At 43.8% G+C, this 16,193-nt stretch carries 16 protein-coding genes; 6 read left to right on the top strand and 10 right to left on the bottom strand.

The genetic code is table 11. The features are described 5' to 3' along the window. The 3 genes from NAF19_RS19655 to NAF19_RS19645 all read left to right on the top strand — a co-directional run. The coding region (locus NAF19_RS19655) for a hypothetical protein (protein ID WP_252792041.1) at window positions 1-1,087 on the top strand (1,087 nt) is incomplete at its 5' end. Further along, window positions 1,084-1,899, top strand: a complete 816-nt coding sequence (locus NAF19_RS19650) for a hypothetical protein (protein ID WP_252792040.1) — start codon at window positions 1,084-1,086, stop codon at window positions 1,897-1,899. The genes NAF19_RS19655 and NAF19_RS19650, both read left to right, overlap by 4 nt. Beyond that, window positions 1,889-2,815, top strand: a complete 927-nt coding sequence (locus NAF19_RS19645) for an SIR2 family protein (protein ID WP_252792039.1) — start codon at window positions 1,889-1,891, stop codon at window positions 2,813-2,815. Before NAF19_RS19650 ends, NAF19_RS19645 begins: the two co-directional genes overlap by 11 nt. Window positions 2,816-3,341: 526 nt before the next feature. Here the strand turns inward: NAF19_RS19645 and NAF19_RS19640 are convergent. Both NAF19_RS19640 and NAF19_RS19635 read right to left on the bottom strand, forming a co-directional pair. Further along, window positions 3,342-4,052, bottom strand: a complete 711-nt coding sequence (locus NAF19_RS19640; protein WP_252792038.1) for a LytR/AlgR family response regulator transcription factor — start codon at window positions 4,050-4,052, stop codon at window positions 3,342-3,344. Beyond that, window positions 4,052-5,068: a sensor histidine kinase gene (locus NAF19_RS19635; protein WP_252792037.1), complete on the bottom strand. Its 1,017-nt coding sequence runs from the start codon at window positions 5,066-5,068 to the stop codon at window positions 4,052-4,054. Before NAF19_RS19635 ends, NAF19_RS19640 begins: the two co-directional genes overlap by 1 nt. Before the next feature lie 222 nt (window positions 5,069-5,290). On the opposite strand from NAF19_RS19635, the gene NAF19_RS19630 reads away from it, so the two are divergent. Next, window positions 5,291-5,791, top strand: coding sequence for a lipocalin-like domain-containing protein (locus NAF19_RS19630; protein WP_252792036.1), 501 nt, complete (start codon window positions 5,291-5,293; stop codon window positions 5,789-5,791). Between the two features lie 187 nt (window positions 5,792-5,978). Here NAF19_RS19630 and NAF19_RS19625 read toward each other — a convergent pair whose 3' ends face one another. Then, window positions 5,979-6,701, bottom strand: coding sequence for a hypothetical protein (locus NAF19_RS19625; RefSeq protein ID WP_252792035.1), 723 nt, complete (start codon window positions 6,699-6,701; stop codon window positions 5,979-5,981). A gap of 21 nt (window positions 6,702-6,722) precedes the next feature. After that, the gene (locus tag NAF19_RS19620) at window positions 6,723-7,448 is read right to left on the bottom strand and encodes a hypothetical protein (RefSeq protein ID WP_252792034.1); all 726 of its coding nucleotides are present in this window, start codon (window positions 7,446-7,448) and stop codon (window positions 6,723-6,725) included. A gap of 289 nt (window positions 7,449-7,737) precedes the next feature. Between NAF19_RS19620 and NAF19_RS19615 the strand changes: the two genes are divergently transcribed. Further along, the gene (locus tag NAF19_RS19615; protein ID WP_252792033.1) at window positions 7,738-8,103 is read left to right on the top strand and encodes a hypothetical protein; all 366 of its coding nucleotides are present in this window, start codon (window positions 7,738-7,740) and stop codon (window positions 8,101-8,103) included. 71 nt (window positions 8,104-8,174) lie between these two features. Here the strand turns inward: NAF19_RS19615 and NAF19_RS19610 are convergent, their stop codons facing one another. From NAF19_RS19610 to NAF19_RS19590, 5 genes are all read right to left on the bottom strand, one after another. Beyond that, the gene (locus NAF19_RS19610; protein ID WP_252792032.1) at window positions 8,175-9,728 is read right to left on the bottom strand and encodes a M81 family metallopeptidase; all 1,554 of its coding nucleotides are present in this window, start codon (window positions 9,726-9,728) and stop codon (window positions 8,175-8,177) included. A gap of 97 nt (window positions 9,729-9,825) precedes the next feature. Then, window positions 9,826-10,317, bottom strand: coding sequence for a peptide-methionine (S)-S-oxide reductase MsrA (msrA, locus tag NAF19_RS19605; RefSeq protein ID WP_252792031.1), 492 nt, complete (start codon window positions 10,315-10,317; stop codon window positions 9,826-9,828). Window positions 10,318-10,437: 120 nt separating this feature from the next. Then, window positions 10,438-13,095: a DUF7133 domain-containing protein gene (locus NAF19_RS19600; RefSeq protein WP_252792030.1), complete on the bottom strand. Its 2,658-nt coding sequence runs from the start codon at window positions 13,093-13,095 to the stop codon at window positions 10,438-10,440. A 358-nt stretch (window positions 13,096-13,453) separates the two neighbouring features. Continuing rightward, window positions 13,454-14,173, bottom strand: coding sequence for an RluA family pseudouridine synthase (locus NAF19_RS19595; RefSeq protein WP_252792029.1), 720 nt, complete (start codon window positions 14,171-14,173; stop codon window positions 13,454-13,456). Between the two features lie 98 nt (window positions 14,174-14,271). Continuing rightward, complete coding sequence (locus NAF19_RS19590; protein WP_252792028.1) at window positions 14,272-14,589, bottom strand: hypothetical protein; 318 nt, start codon at window positions 14,587-14,589, stop codon at window positions 14,272-14,274. A 270-nt stretch (window positions 14,590-14,859) separates the two neighbouring features. On the opposite strand from NAF19_RS19590, the gene NAF19_RS19585 reads away from it, so the two are divergent. Then, on the top strand, window positions 14,860-15,345 hold the full coding sequence (locus tag NAF19_RS19585; RefSeq protein ID WP_252792027.1) for a hypothetical protein: 486 nt from the start codon (window positions 14,860-14,862) through the stop codon (window positions 15,343-15,345). 78 nt (window positions 15,346-15,423) lie between these two features. Here NAF19_RS19585 and NAF19_RS19580 read toward each other — a convergent pair whose 3' ends face one another. Continuing rightward, window positions 15,424-16,116 carry a response regulator transcription factor gene (locus NAF19_RS19580; protein ID WP_252792026.1) on the bottom strand — a complete coding sequence of 231 codons (693 nt, stop codon included), beginning with the start codon at window positions 16,114-16,116 and terminating at the stop codon, window positions 15,424-15,426. Between the last annotated feature and the right edge of the window lie 77 nt (window positions 16,117-16,193).

The raw sequence follows: 16,193 nt of genomic DNA, 5'->3' as shown, positions 1-16,193 counted from the left end.
GCTTCTACAGCACAAGCTGCCCGTTCGAAGGGTGGTCAGTTTGGCCCGGAATACCCTGGTCAATTTGCCCGGAATGGGGTGGTCAATTTGCAGCGGAATCGGGTGTCAACCTATCCCGGAATCAGGTGGTCAATATCAGCGGAATATCCACCATTTTATTACAATTCCGACTTCTAAAAGAAAGGAAACTTATGAAATTTGGATAGAAAAATTCCGTGGCTCACTTTTTAAGATTTTCGAGAATTACAAAGACAAAAGAGAAACAACCGATATTAAGTATTATGAATATTTCGTGATTACGGTTGTCAAATTTGTTTTAAATACAAGCTTTTATGGTTCGTTAAGCATACCTTATGATAAGAAAAGGCTGGCTGATTTGCGCGCCGACCCTACTAAAACATATGATTTTATATTACCACCATCCCTTGATATAAGAGAATTAATTACTCACTTGAACAAGGATATTACTGAAATATTCGTTCACGTAATCGATTTTTCTTATATATATAAACGTGATGTTGAAACATATATTCAATCAATTTGGGCATCGTGGTCAACCGTACCAGCAGTTTCTAATGATCTTAAACACTATATAACTAGGTCTTTGGTTGTTGTAGGTCTTACAGTAGAGGGGGTTTCTACAATCCGATACGGACGAGTGAAAGAGGAATTTCGATTAATGGTGAAGAAGATTTCCGAGCAATATCCTGAAGAAATAATTTTTGAAAAAATCCTACACACGCTTGGAAATACAGATGATGATACCGACTTGAAGAACCGTTTCTACAATTGTATCGTTTTAGGTGATTTGGTTTATAATTTTTTTGTTGGTAAATTGGAAACTCATCTTGATAATGATGATAATAATAGACTTGACAAAGATTACATGGACGAAGATGGAAATCCAATGTCTTATGCAATAGATACCAATTCGTTTCGAGGTGAAGAAATTAAGAGCAAAGTCAGGTTTTTATTAGATCAATTAGGGCGTCAAATTGTTCGAAAAAAGGAAGTGGAGGAAACGGACGATTTAATTGAAAAAACTTCAGCATGGTTATTATTGTCATTAAGTACTCATAATAAATGAAAAGTTCGATTTTAGATTCTTCCCATCATTTTTACATCCTGTGCTTTGAATCTCAACAGATTAAAAACGTCGATCAAATCATCGATTTAATTGATGATTCGAAGGAAAGTGCACCAATAATAACTTCATCCAATCAATTTGTCCATCTTCAAGTAGAAATTGAAAAGGCATATGGGAGTGAAAGCTTACTAGAGGTTAATCTACATCTAGATAAAGATGGAAAAAAACTTTATACGTACGATTTCTATTTAGGTATTCAAATAATCAATGGGAAGCCATTATATTTTATATGTTATTTGTACAGTAAACTTGGCAAATATATCGATGACTGTTTTGCAAAAAGGGGTATAATAAAAACTGTTTACAAAGCAAAAATAAATGCACTATTGCAATACATGAACCAAAGAATAGAAAAAGGTTATGAGGCAGAAGAAAAAGAGGGTTTATTGATTTCGATTACTAGATACGCCGCAGATGTTAAAGAAGAATCAAACGCTAACAAAATAAATATCATCGGAAAGAATCCACTTCAATCTAAAATTTTTGATGTCTTAAATAACACAGAAGGGATAACTATTGAACCTGTCTCATTGAAATTAAAATGTACTGAGACATCTTCTGAAGGAATTACGAACTCTTTACCCTTAGCAATTGATAGGTTAGGAAATTTCAGATTTTGGCTTTATAGAAATGGACAAAGTAATATTATCCCTCTTATACAACCAACCCTGCAATTCTTTTCGGAAATAAATGCATTAGAAGACAGTACTTTTGTCAATACACGTACAATGCTAGAAGAGGATGAAAAATGATTTTGGTTTTCCACTTGAAGATGTAGCGAATGACATCCCACAATGTACTGCCTTATTGTCTAAATATTTAAACAGTGGCTATCTTGGTTTGTTATTAGGAGCTGGTGTTTCTAAAGATTTTAAATTACCCGGTTGGGAAAAACTTGTTCTTGATTTGTGTAAAGCAGAGAACCCTAGTTCCATTCCTCCCAAGAAGAAAAAATTTTCAACAGATGATTTAAAAAAATTGACCCAACAAGCTAAAGATAAAATAAATGATCCTCTTAAATATTGGGAAGCTGTAAAAGAACATTTGTATAAACCAGTCGATTTCGACTTTAAATTGGCATCAAAAGATTTACTTATTGCCATCTCTTCTTTACTAATCAGCAAAAAAAGAGGGAATGTTTCGAATATCATTACTTATAATTTTGACAGTGTACTTGAATGGTATTTAGATGTTATCGGCCTAGACGTAAATACGATTACTAAAGATCAACTACTATTCCGTGCTAGTGATGTAAATATCACTCATATACACGGCTACCTTCCCCACGACTCGAAATACGGAAAGGACTCTGATTTTTTGATTTTTTCCAAAGAAGAGTTTTTAGATCGCCTTTTAAGTGGTACTGATTATTGGAAAGATCATTTCTTTGAATTTTTTCGTCGGCAAATTTTTCTCACCATAGGTATGTCACCGGGATCTCTTGAAGACGATGTTTTTCCATATCTAAGGCAGATGGATATTTGGTACGAACAACAAAAATTCTATCGTATGATGCCTTATGGTGTCGCCTTACTTACTCCTGGTACTGCAAGCACTGATATAATCGAATCATGTATTAAGCATGGTGTTATTCCGTGTATTGTAGATATTCCAAAAATACCAACAGTAATATTTGAAATTTGCCAAAATGCCTTAGTTACACTTTAGTGGATTTTTCTCTTCTGGCGTGAGGTATCCGGGCAGGCCAAAAGAGGTGGGCTACTGCCATGCATGCTATGTAGCCACCATAGGGCTGTCTACTTAGTCACCCAGAACATCCCGTTCCTTGATTGTCCTGTGTAGAGATTGCTTCGTTCCTCGCAATGACGCGTGGAGATGATGCAAGCCACAACCTCCCCCCTGACGCCAGTATAAACTCAAAACAGGATTATCCGCTAAAATGTGTAAACTTTTTCAGTGTGGAACAGCCAGAACCATCATTTTTAATCAACCCAAAAAATCGGAACACACTGATTATAAACAAATTACACAAACCCGTCCAAAAAGCACAAATCATTTAACACTTGATTATCAACAACTTACATTTGAATAAAATATAAAAACACTGATAATCAACATGTTCCACAGCGTTCGGGGTGTTCCGCGTGCAAAAATGGAACGCTTTACCTGCGTGCAACCTGCCATCCCGTTCTTGCGCGGGGTGTGCCCTCCCCTTTTTATGCGGGTAGCATTATCAAAACTTATTCCTGTTAACCACCTCCATAAACCGCTCCCTGAACTTTTCGCTAACGGGTATGCGTTTATCGGCGATATAAATATGGTTATCCTCAATTTTACTGAGTTGCCCGTAATTTATAATATACGAATTATGCACCCTTATAAACGGCAACTTCAATTGCTCCTCAATATCCCTTAACCGGCGGTATACCAGCATTTGTTCATGGGCTGTCACCAGCCGTACATAATCTTTCTCGCCTTCAAAATACAGGATGTCCTTCAAAACAATCTTCCTGAATACCTTTCCCGATTTCACGAAGAAAAACTCCTGTTCGGGTTCAGTATTTGGCAGCTGTTCCGGTTCGGGCTTTGAGAAATACTGCTCAATTTTTTGCACCGAGGCCAGGAAACGTTTTAAAGTGATGGGTTTCAGCAAATAGTCTATGGTCTGGAAAACATAGCTTTCAACAGCGTATTCGGAATAGGCCGTGGTAAAAACAATTTTGGTGCGCGGCGGCAATAAGGTCGCGAGTTCCATCCCGGTGAGCCTGGGCATATTGATATCCAGGAAAATAAAATCGACCTGGTTGGTTTTTAAAAACGCCAGTGCTTCCAGTGCATCATAGCATTTCGCTTTCAGCACCCAGGTTGTACTTTGCGTTATCAGCAGTTCCAGCAGGTCGATAGCGTCGGGCTCATCATCAATAATTATGCAGCTTAAATTCATTAAAGCGGGATTTTTAAAAACGCGGTGAATAATTCTCCTTCGTTATCAATGGTAAGTTCAAATTTGTCGCCGTACAGCATCCGGAGTCGTTTAGTTAAGTTAATGATCCCAAACCCGCCCGGTTGATCGCCGGCCACGGGATCGATCTTGCGGTTGCTGGTTTTAAAAAGCAGATAATCATTTTGCTGCACCAGCGAAATACTTACCTGGTTTTGCTTCCGCGATTTGTCGATGCCGTGTTTGAAAATATTTTCCACAAAGGTCATCAACAACATCGGCGGGATTCGGAGTTCGGGGTTATAAGCTTTCTCGAAATTAACCGTGGCACCATGCCTGATGCGGATCCTCTCCAGCTCCATATAATTTTCAATAAATGCCACCTCTGTAGCTACCGGCACCGCATCCTTCGGGCTCTCGTCAACAAAATACCGCATAATATCCGACAGGTGCTCTATCAGCCCCGCCGACAGCGGATCAACTTTATAAACCCGGTAATAAATGCTGTTGAGCGCGTTAAACAAAAAGTGCGGCTGCACCTGCGATTTAAGCAAATTAAGTTCGGCCTGGCTTTTTTGCAACAGGATCTCCTCTGTCTGCTGTTTTAAAGTGAAATAGGCTATTGCAATGCGAAAAACCAGGCTCAGGACGTAGATCAACATTCCGCCGGGCACATAACCAAGCAGCCTGAGAAAAGTTATGGGCGTTTTTTCGGTTAGTAAAAAATATTGGTAAAGTGTTATGGTAGCATATCCGCGCAACATGCCGATCACCACCAGAAAAAGCGCCACCAGCAAGCCGTAACAGATAAATTTTCTTTTCTGGTAAAACGCAGGATACAGTACCCGTATGTTGCCATAAATGATAATTGCGTACGTGGCGGTGTTGACCACGGTGTATATCGCCGATTTAGCAAATCCGTCCATCGGCAGCAGCGAGAAAAAGATCAACAATAAAACGGCCACCCAGGTAAGCAGCTGAAGTTGAACAATACCAGGTGCGTGCCTCCACATCTTCATATTCAAAAATACCAACCTTTTAGTTCTTCTTACAGTATTTCCGGTGGTTGGGCCGTAATTCTCTGCAATTGCCCTGAAAATTCAGGCAACCGGCCAAAAAGCCGCGAAAAATACCGGTGTCGAAAAAAAGTCTGGTGCTATCGGGAATAGCCACTCCCCCGTCGAAAAGATTATTGAAGCCTGTTGGCAAAAAACACCTTTGACCATCAAAAAATCAAAATCATGAAAAAACAATTTTCAGTCTTAAAAAAGAGCTTTTTGCTTTTCGCGCTAATGTTCGCATCAATCCCCGTGTTTTCCCAATCGAATTTGATTGTGGGCTCCTGGCGTCTCACGGCGGCTGATAAAATTCTGCCTGACGGCAAACAGGTTGCTGACTATGGCGCTAACCCCAGGGGTATCGCCATTTTTACAGCCGACGGGCATTACGTGGTAGAAATATTCCGGTCGGAACGCCTAAAATTCGCTTCCGGCGACCGGGCGAAAGGCACACCGGACGAATACCGGGATGCCGTCATGAGTGCCAGTTGTCATCTCGGCACCTATACCGTCGACGAAACAAAAGGCACCATCACTTTTCACACTGAGCGCGCCTCTTACCCCAATTGGGATGAGACCACCCGCGTAAGCGGCTTCAAGCTTGAAGGAAATAAACTCACCTGGCGGGTACCGCCGCGCCCGGATGGTACTACCCCGGTATCTGTTTTCAGCCGGATACCTTAACCGGGTTCGGACAAAGGCAAAATTGGAAGCATTGATAATCAGCATGTTTCACAGCGTTCCGGGTGTTCCGCGTGCAAAAATGGAACGCTAACAGCCAGGCCGCCCCTTTCGGAGCGGCCTGGCTGTTCATAGGCAGGTGAAATATTTTGTTTTTTAACCGGCAGGTGCGCTGCTGTGGATAGCCCTATTATTGTTTACCCTTCGATAGCGCATCAATCATTTTATCCCTTTCGTCGGAGTCCTTTGGTAGTTGCAGCTTGCCTTTTTGCGATGCAATGATAAGCGCGTAGGCATAATCCTTTACACGGTAGTTATAAAGTTTATATTCCATATAATCTTCCGATCCCCACATGGGCGCCGGACGCTTGTCGGTAAGCAGGGCTTCGAGTCCGCGGGTGGTAACGGGGCCGGCTTCGATAATGGCCTGGGCGGCTTCCTCCCATTTGGCATGCGGCAAACCAAAAGTGTTGAATGTTTTGGCGCTGCGCAGGGCGTCGACATAAACGGAGGCTTTTACCTGGGCATCCAGTTTTTGATAAACAGGCTGGCTAAGCTTCCTCACTGCAAGCAAACTCAGCAGCGATGAGCGGTTCGCATTTTTTATAACCGCATTTTGAATGGTATCGATAGCTACAGATTTACGCGAAATTAGTTCTTTATAAGCCATCGAGTTAAAAGGCTCCAGCCCCTTAACCGACTCTTTCGACAGTTGATCGGTAAGCTGTTTTACGGTCATGGCTTGCAATTGCTGCGCCCATGCATTGCGTTTTTTATCAGCATCGAGCAGCACACTGTCGCGCTGGCTTACAACCGGTTTCGGTTCTTCTTTTTGTTGTTTCTTCCGCGAACAGGAGAACATGCAAGGGAATATAAGTATGATGGGTAAAACCCGCAGGATATGTAATTTCATGATGTGTTGTTTTAAAGGTACTTAATTAGACATGCGTGTAAATGTAGGAAACACTGTTTTACCCAGCGGTGGTGCAGTTTGGTTCCACATTTGCACCGATGCGTCAAAGGCATCTTTGTTCCAATCTACACCTGGTTCGTTAAACGGATCGCCGTTATGTCCATCGGCACCGATGATAATAAGCCAGTACCAATAGCCCAGCAAATTGCTCACGCAGGGCGAACTGTTATCAATACAAACCGGAACACTCACAAAATCCAGCCAGTCGTCAGGCCCCCAGCCAGCCGGCTGATCCCGCAAGGTGGCAGTGGAAGCATTGCTGCCTGGTGTTAAAGTGCCGGCAAATGTTCCGTCATTATTACGGCCATAATAACCCCAGTTGCGCCCTGCAAGCCTGTCTACCGACCAGCCGTTTAGTGTAGGCTGCGGTGTGCCGGTTACAATCCTGGCCTGCTGATCGGAGTTGGGCGCAAGGAACGCGCCGGTACTGCGGTCAATTACCCTGACAATCTGAACATAGGCAATGGTGTTACAATTGCATGAAGATGCGCACGTTGACGGCCCAAAATTAAAATCGATATTAATTCCGGCCCCTCCGCCTTCGGGCAGCGCCGTACCTGTGAAATGAAAGGTGCCGCAGGGCGTTGTGGGCGTGCCGCAACTTATAGCAATAAACAGCGACACAAATAGCAGGCCCCGGCGAAAATTCCGCCGAGCCGGTTTGGATGTTGTGGTTAAATTTTTCATACTTGAAAAGGTTTAATTTTTGCTAATCAAATATGGCATTACTTTAGTAAATATGACTGCGTATTTCTACTGAATATCATCACGTAGTAGCACCCAAATAATAATGTATCTATTAATTGAAAATGAATATATTAAAGCTTATTACACGCCAAAAATATAAAGGCAAAAAGCAATTATTATTTCCAATTTAATAAGCGGCCAAGAGTAAAAGTTTTTTCAAGTTGATGTTACTTAATTTTTTAACTTTATATAAGATTTTGTTATCAATTGGCAACCTAAATATCACGTAATGGCCTTTTTTACAGTAAGACTTGAATTGAATAATCACGACGAAGGTGATTATGATCTTTTACACGAGGAAATGGAGAAAGAGCGGATGTTTCGTGTGGTTAAAGGAGGCGACAATACAATTTATGATATGCCGCCCGGAACTTATAATCATGTATCAAACCGAACTACCCTGGAAATTTACGATTTAGTAACAAACGCAGTTAAACGGGTTATAGCAAAAAGCCCAGTCAATAAAAAAAGAGAACCCAAAAATTACGAATTGATTATAACCCGGGATGCCGATGGCCGGAGGTGGAAACTAAGCAAGAATACCGATAAGGATAAGCTACCGAAAAACATGGCGCTAATAGCGCAAATTAAATAAGTTTATACTAAAAACTAACCAACCCCAAACCGGGGCATGAACGCTTTTCTATGGTGTAGCCTCCTCTAATCTCACAGTACCGGCACCAATTTCGCCTTCAAATCAGGATCTTTCATATTTCTATCCAACGGAAAAATAGGCCGCTTTAATCTTTTGTAGGGCAAATGCTCTATATCCTGATCTACCCCACCTGGTGTTAATGCCAACAACCAATCGGCGCGCATGGCAAAGAGTTCAGGTTCAAGATAACCTATCTTCACCACAACAATGTCAGCCGTCCGTGGATTTAGGCCCAGTCTGGTAAAATCGTTTTCATGGTGATATGGTTTCCGTTTTTGTGTTACGATGATGTGCACGCTGCCCATTTTTATGGATGCTTCAACTTCAGCATCCACATCACCCTTCACAATTGATTCGACTGTGCCGATAATATGTACCGGCGGGGCAAGCCTTGCATCTACTTTCGCACCTGCATAGCCATCCACATGACCGCCAACACCCGCCGCTATCGCCTTTTTAATGAGCTCAGGGCCCGGGATGGAGGCATAAATCAGCGATGGCCCTTTGTCTGTTTTAAATTCCGGTCGCTTTAATATTTGTGTTAATGTCCAGGTCACATCCCCTGCGCCTCCGGCTGTCGGGTTATCGCCGAAATCGCTGATATAAAAAGGACGTTTTGTGCTTGCTATTGCTTTGTCCAGGCATTCCTTTAAATTGCCTGTGGGCGCAACAAACTTAAACTCATTTCGCGCATCCCAAAAACTTTTAGCCAGGTACTCAGCTGTGCCGGTCACTTTGGCTTTGTCGTCACCGGTAACCATTACTACCGCGTGGTTCCGAGGCTCGTCGGCCCAGGCATAACCTATCCATATCGCTGCATCAACAATACCTTCCTGTTTGGCGGCCGGCCATACTTTTTCGTACAGGCTTTTCCCCGGCTCAATCCTGGTGCTGGTCTTTTCACCAGGCAACAGAATGGGGACGGCTATATAAGCCTTGTAGGCCGGTTTCCCTTTACCGCTTTCAAGCCGGTCGATCAGGTTAGTCACAGCACGACGTTTGGTTTGCACCGCGTCTTCGTGCGGTGCCATGCGGTAACAGGTAATCAGGTCGCTGTTTTCAGCCAGCCGCCATGATACGTTCCCGTGCAGGTCCATTGCTGTTGAAATAATAGTCTTCTTACCCACCACTTTTCTTATCCGGACTAAGAAATCTCCTTCCGGATCATCCAAACCAACCACACTCATTGCCCCGTGGATATCGTAAAACAAGCCGTCGTACGGCCCGTTTTTTTGAAGTGCAGCCAACGTTTTCCCAACCAGCGACTCATAAGCCACCCGGGTAACCGCTCCGCCCGGCAGTGCATGCCCATCTATTGTCGGAACCCATACTGCTGCCTTCCGGATGGCTGAATCAGGCGCCCAGAAAGGATAAATGAAGAAAACAGTATCGCCGTATCTTGCATGAAATGCGGCCTCATCGGTGAGCGCCGGTGAAAACGTACTCGATTCGATGCCTATACCTGCAATAGCAATACGCGGCAGATGTTTAACCTGTGCATTAGTTTGTGCCATGGCCACTGATGCTGCCAGGAATAGGATCAACAGAAAGGAAAACTGCTTCATAATTGGAAGATTAGCGACAAATTTAAAAACTATATCTCTTAACCAAAGCTCAACCTAAGCGCCCCATTTATTATTTCAGCCGCAATTTGCCTGACGCTTAACTAAGCGTCCATTCAGGCCGTTCATAGTGGCAGGTGTAGCCGTAGGGATGTTTTTGCAAATAGTTTTGATGTTCTTCTTCAGCGTCCCAAAAATCGCCGGCTGGGGCAACTGCCGTTACAATTTTTCCAGGCCATTTGCCCGAGGCATCCATCTCCGCTATCAAAGCATCGGCTGCCTCGTGCTGCGACTCATCCAGGTAAAATATCGCCGACCTGTACGACATACCAATATCGTTGCCTTGCCTATTTCGGGTAGTTGGGTCGTGTATCTGGAAAAAATATTCCAGAAGCGAACGGTATGATAACTGCGAAGGATCAAAAACTATCTCTATACCTTCAGCGTGTGTGCCGTGGTTACGGTATGTCGCGTTCCTGACGTCGACACCGGTGTAGCCCACCTTTGTTGAAATTACACCGGGCAAATGCCTGAACAATTCTTCTACTCCCCAAAAACATCCCCCGGCTAAAATTGCTTTTTCTGTACTCATTTTATAAATTTTATCCAATATAGCTGATTATCCCGAGTCATGCCCGATAAGGCAAATAATTTGACCGAATGCTGATATCAATATGCCTTCTCAACAAAACTCACAGGCTCCTATCCTCTATTATTTTTTCTGCATCGACAAAAACGTCACCAGCGATGCAAACTCCTCATACGACAATGCATTAGCCATCCCTGTTGGCATCATTGATGTTTTAAGCTCCTTACGGCTAATCACATCTGCCGACTTAACGGTGTAAACATTGCCGCCGATGTCTCTCATCACAATTTTATCGGCAGATTCCGCAGTGATGAAGCCCGTATAGCTTTTGTTTCCTTTAGCCGATATTACTACCGTAGCAAATCCCTGTGATATAGAAGCGCTTGGCTTAAGCACCGACTCGGCTATTTGCTGGCGGGTCATGATGGAGCCGATCTGCCCCATAAAAGGCCCCTTCGGCTTTTCGCTGCGGGTAAGCGTGTGGCAGGCGATACAGCCCTGTCGGGTGAAAAGCAACTTGCCGTTAGCCGGGTCGCCTTTAATTTTTTCAATGGCCAGCATTACATCCTCTATCGACGATTTTCCTACCTGTCCTTTTTTATTGCGGATCTTCTCCAGGTCAACTTTAACTTCTTTGGCTGCGGCAACTTTTTCTTCACCGCCGAAAACCGCTATACCCATTTGGTGGCGTGCATTCAAATCAGCATAAAACTGCTTGCCTGTAGGGGTAGATTTTGTCCATTCCTTTTTCAGGAATTTTTCAATTTTTGGCGATCCTTCCCACGTCATGCCCTTATAAACCGGTCCGTGCGAATCAGGGCGCGTTCCCCACCACCACGAAGCATCATAAGGCGCCTCTTTTTTATAGAGGCGGGATAATGTTACCAATATTTGTTTTTTAGTTTTAGCGCTTTTTACTGTTGGATAAGCGGCAATTAAGCCATCAACGGCTTTGGTATCATACATATATCTTAAGGCCCATAAGGCCAGTGTCGAGTTCTGCGTACCGATGGCGTTTACACAAGCGTCCACTGCGTTTAAGCTTACCAGTGCCCTTACCGCAAGGTGCGGAAGTACAATGGCCTGGTTAGGCGTCGCATGTGGCCCTTCAACGTTTTTTGCCGGTGCAACAAAACTTGCCGGAACCGGTGTTTTCAATAAAGCCTTTGCAGCTTCTATCCGCCCTAGCCTGTTTAATGATACGATTGCAGTTGCCTGCACGCGTGGAGAAGCGTCATTAAGCCCGGCTAAAAATGGTTCGACGGGAACATTTTGCAGATCGGCCTTACGGTCGGTAAGGGCTTTTAGGGCGAATTCCCTTAGGTCGTTATTCTTTGAGAGTTCTATTAAAGCCGGGATGCCCTTTTCGCGGGCGATCTGGGCGTAAGTGTAAATACCGGCCACCCTTGCATATAAAGGTTTGCCTGCATCTGAAGCTACTTCAAGCGCGGCTTTAGCTGCTTCATCGGCAGGGCGGGTTATCAGTTCCTGCGAAGCGTTAAGCCGGGCCACTGCACTCTCCGAATGAAGCAGGCCGGCCAGGTCAGCTACCGAAGCTGCTTTCAAATCAGGGAATGCCTTATAGGTCCAACCGGTAGGAACAGCACGCACTACGTATCCTTTTGAGTCGCTGCCGGAATACCCCGCGCCATCCCAGGCCGACAGGTAAAGCCTGCCGGAACCATCAACGTCCAAATCGGTAATCTGGGGCAGTTGGATAAAATCTTCTTCCTTTACCTGGAAAGTTGGGCCATCAGGTGTTACGCGGTCAATAAAAAGTTCGTTGCGGCCCCAGTCGGCGGTCATGGGCACATTGTTATATTTTTCGGGCCAGCCGGGTTCGGCCATAAACAGGGAGCCTGTACCTGCCCCACCACCCAGGTCAACAAGCGCGGGAATAATCTCATCAGTAAAATGCTGAAACAATACCGGGTAGCCATACTCGCCCGACTGAATATGGTGCGAAAACCGGATATTCCAGCCGCCGCCGTCGTTGGTATTATCCCTGGTAAAAACATTCATGTAAGGGTCAATGGCCACATCGTAAATATTGCGGGTACCGTGCGTAAAAATTTCCATTTCGGTTCCGTCCGGGCGTACACGCACAATGCCGCCGCCAAGCATGGTAAGTTTTTTACCGCTGCGGTCAATAGCATCATGAAAACCAAAATCGCCTACGGCAATATAGATCCAGCCGTCAATTCCCATGCGGATACCGTTGGTGGCATGGTCGGTACCGCGCTCCGCTAACATATGGGCATTGCTTATATGCTCTATCAGCGGTTTTGGCGGCCCGTCGGCCACGCCATCGTTATTTTTATCTTCAAAAACTTCCAGGTTCATCCCGCTGGCCTTCCCGGCGGAAAAAACGGTATGCAGTACAAACACCTTATCGCCCATTACAAGGATGCCGCGCGGATCATCCACATCAGCAAAGTCGGTGTGCTTGTCAACCTTGCCGTCATTGTCGCTGTCCACAAGCCTGATGATACGGCCTTTTCCGGGGTCTTTACCCAGCGAACCTATCATATCAACGCCGACAAATACTTCACCGGTTGGCGCGGTAGCTATGCAGGCAGGACTAGGCGTTAGATCAGGCCCAGTAAATGGTGTGACTGTTAAGCCCTCGGGCCATTTTATCTGTTTCTTAAAATCAGCATGGTTAGTTGCCGAAGAATCAGTGATTTGGTTTTTAGCAACCTGCTGGTTAGCGGCCCCATAATATTTAAATGTCCCGAAGACAGTCATAAAAATTAACAGGGTAAGGGATAGTTTCAACATTGGTTTTATTAATTTGTGGGTTTATAAGGAGGTGAATATCGTGATTGTTTCGCCTTTCAACAAATAATCGATCAATAACAACCGTAAATTAGTAAAGTCTGGTATGCAAAACCATCACCGCCTACTCGTCTGATTTCCAAATTCCGGGCAGCAAGGCGTTCCATTTTTGCACGCGGAACACCCGGAACGCTGTGAAACATTCTGATTATCAGCTTGTCTACTTTTAGGATTGATTAAACTACTGTTTCGTCGCGAAAAAAGTTGCCCCCTTGATCTGGTTTGCTTTTGGTTTACAAAGCGTCGCAGCTCTTTTTAACCAGCCGCTAATCTCCAAATTCTAACCACTAATCTCTAACCCTTATAAATCAAATTTCTCGAGCAGCTTCAATAGCGTTTCAAAGTCTTTTGGATAAGGCGCATGTATGGTAATATCTTTTCCATCCAGTAGTTTAAAGGTAACCTCATAAGCATGCAGCGCAAAGCGTTTCATGATAGGTTGCTCTTCCTGGTCTTTGCCGAGGTGGTATTTGCGTTTTATTTTTGAAAGAAATACGGGCAGGCCTTTGTACATCTCATCACCGGCTATTGAGGCACGCTGGGTAGCCAGGTGTATACGTATCTGGTGCATACGCCCGGTAACCGGGCGGCACTCAACCAATGTATAATGTTTAAAGTATTTTAGCGATTGAAACCAGGTTTCGGCGCGTTTACCTTCCTGCCTGCTTATGGTAACGTTGCCTTTGCCTACGTTCAGGATCGGCAGGTCAATCAACAGCTTTTCAAACACATGCGTACCGTCAATAATAGCGTGGTAAACTTTTTTTACCTGCCGTTTTTCAAACTGCATGGATACCGCGCGGTATGCCTCCGGGTTTTTGGCTATTATTAAGGCGCCTGATGTTTCTTTATCAAGCCTATGGCATATCTGCGCATCTTCCGAATATTGTTTGGCCAGGCGCAGCATATTTACGTCGCCACCTTCGCGCTCATCCAGCGAACTAATGAACGGCGGTTTATTAACCACTATGATATCATTATCCTCAAACAAAATCAGGTCGGCAAATTTTGGAACTTTCATAGCCTGCAAAAATACGGTTATATTTTTACATCAATAACCTCATTTTACAAGCAAGACCAAAGACACAACAGCTATATTGTTATGCGTTCCAAAATCAATTAAAAAGTCTGGGTTATAGGTGCGCTCCATCCAGGAACGCTTATTACAAAACCGCCGCCAGAGCCTCCAGAGCCGCCAAATAAGTTACCCGATAAAATAGTTATTTTATTCTGCCCGGTTGTTGCAACAACGGTTTTCTGTGAAACAATCACATTATTGCTGTCAAAAGCTTTAAGAAATACCGATACCGAACCCTGCGAGAAAAACAAATCTGTTGTCATCGTATAATTTATCGTTCCTCTGGTTGCCGCAGGTATAGCAAAGGTGTATTTACGGGGTGCCAGTACATTGACATCGTACCCGGTTGCGGTACCCACGGCAAATTTTGTATTTGAATAAAATACTATTATTCAGGCGCTTAAAACTAAATATGTAAAAAACATGTTACAAAACAGTACACCTAAAACTATAGCAGAATGCACTTTTCTTATAATCAAAAGGTCAAACAATTAACCTAAATGACCTTAAAAATAGACACTCACCTGGCTTCATTGGCTTAATCTTTATTGCCAACCCACATTAAACCCCGCTGGAATAGTATTTGTTTAAGCTCATTAAAACACATCTATCTAACCATAAAAAATAAAATGAGTACAAATTCAACCGGACCTGAAGAAAAAGGATTTTTCGAGCGGGTAAAAGAAACAATTGAGGAGTTTTGGGATGGCACCAAAGAAAAAGCCGAAGATATAAAGGAGGTGGCCGAAGATAAATTTGAAGACGTTAAAAAAGCCGTAACTGCAAAAAAAGCAACTGCAACACGTAAAGTCACCGCAACCAAACGTACTGTCGCCAACAAAGCTGCCGACGTTACTACCCAAGCCAAAGCAACTGTGGCGAAGGTAAAAGCAGAAGCTGCCACCAAAGTTAAAGCCGCAACCGCCAAAGCAAAGGACGAAACTGCAAAAGCTAAAAAAGCAGTCGCCGACGTAAAGGCCAAGGCCGACACTAAAGTTAAAGCAGTTACTGCGAAAGCAAAAACTGAGACAGCAGCTGCTAAGAAAGCCGTTGCAGCAAAAGCGACAAAGACTAAAACAACTGCTACAAAAAAGAAAGCGGCATTAACTCACTAAGCAGATCGTATCAATTAACAAAACAGGCCGTACAAATTGTGCGGCCTGTTTTATTTTGTTTTATACTTTTGTTTAGGACTACCTGGCTTCAAATTTATAGCCGACACCTTTTACTGTTGATACGCAATCGTCGCCGAGTTTTTCACGAAGTTTGCGGATATGCACATCGATGGTACGGTTGGTAACCACTACCGAATCTTCCCAGATGTTTTTAAGGATAACTTCGCGGGTATAAACTTTGCCTGGTTTTGAGGCCAGCAGGTATAACAACTCAAACTCTTTTTTAGCTAAAACCACCTTGTTCCCTCTTTGGAAAACCAGGTAAGCTTCGCGGTCGATCACCAGGTCGCCAATTTCAAGTTTGTTATCCGTAACATCTTCTGCCGGGGCATTGCGGCGCAGGATGGCGTTTATACGGCTAACCAAGGCACGTGGCTTTATGGGTTTTGCTATATAATCATCAGCGCCTACGTTAAAGCCGGCGATTTCCGAATACTCTTCGCTGCGGGCAGTTAGAAACACCATAAAGGTATTTTTAAACTCGGGCATGGTGCGCATAATACGGCACGCTTCTATGCCGTCCATTTTAGGCATCATAATGTCCAGCACTATCAGGTCGGGCAATGAACGTTTAGCTTCAGCAACAGCTTCCTGGCCATTGCGCGCCAGGAAAACCTGGTAGCCCTCTTTTTTCAAATTATATTCAATAAGCTCTAATATATCGGGCTCATCGTCAACTATCAGAATTTTTTGTTTGTTAGAACTACTCATACAGGTAAAAGTTGAATTTTTGCGTAAAAGTAGGCGCGCAAATGAACGTAATGGTTAAAGTTACATTAACAAATTGT

This window comes from Mucilaginibacter flavidus (genome assembly GCF_024055575.1).
GTDB lineage: Bacteria > Bacteroidota > Bacteroidia > Sphingobacteriales > Sphingobacteriaceae > Mucilaginibacter > Mucilaginibacter flavidus.
This window is presented reverse-complemented; position numbering and strand designations above follow the sequence as displayed.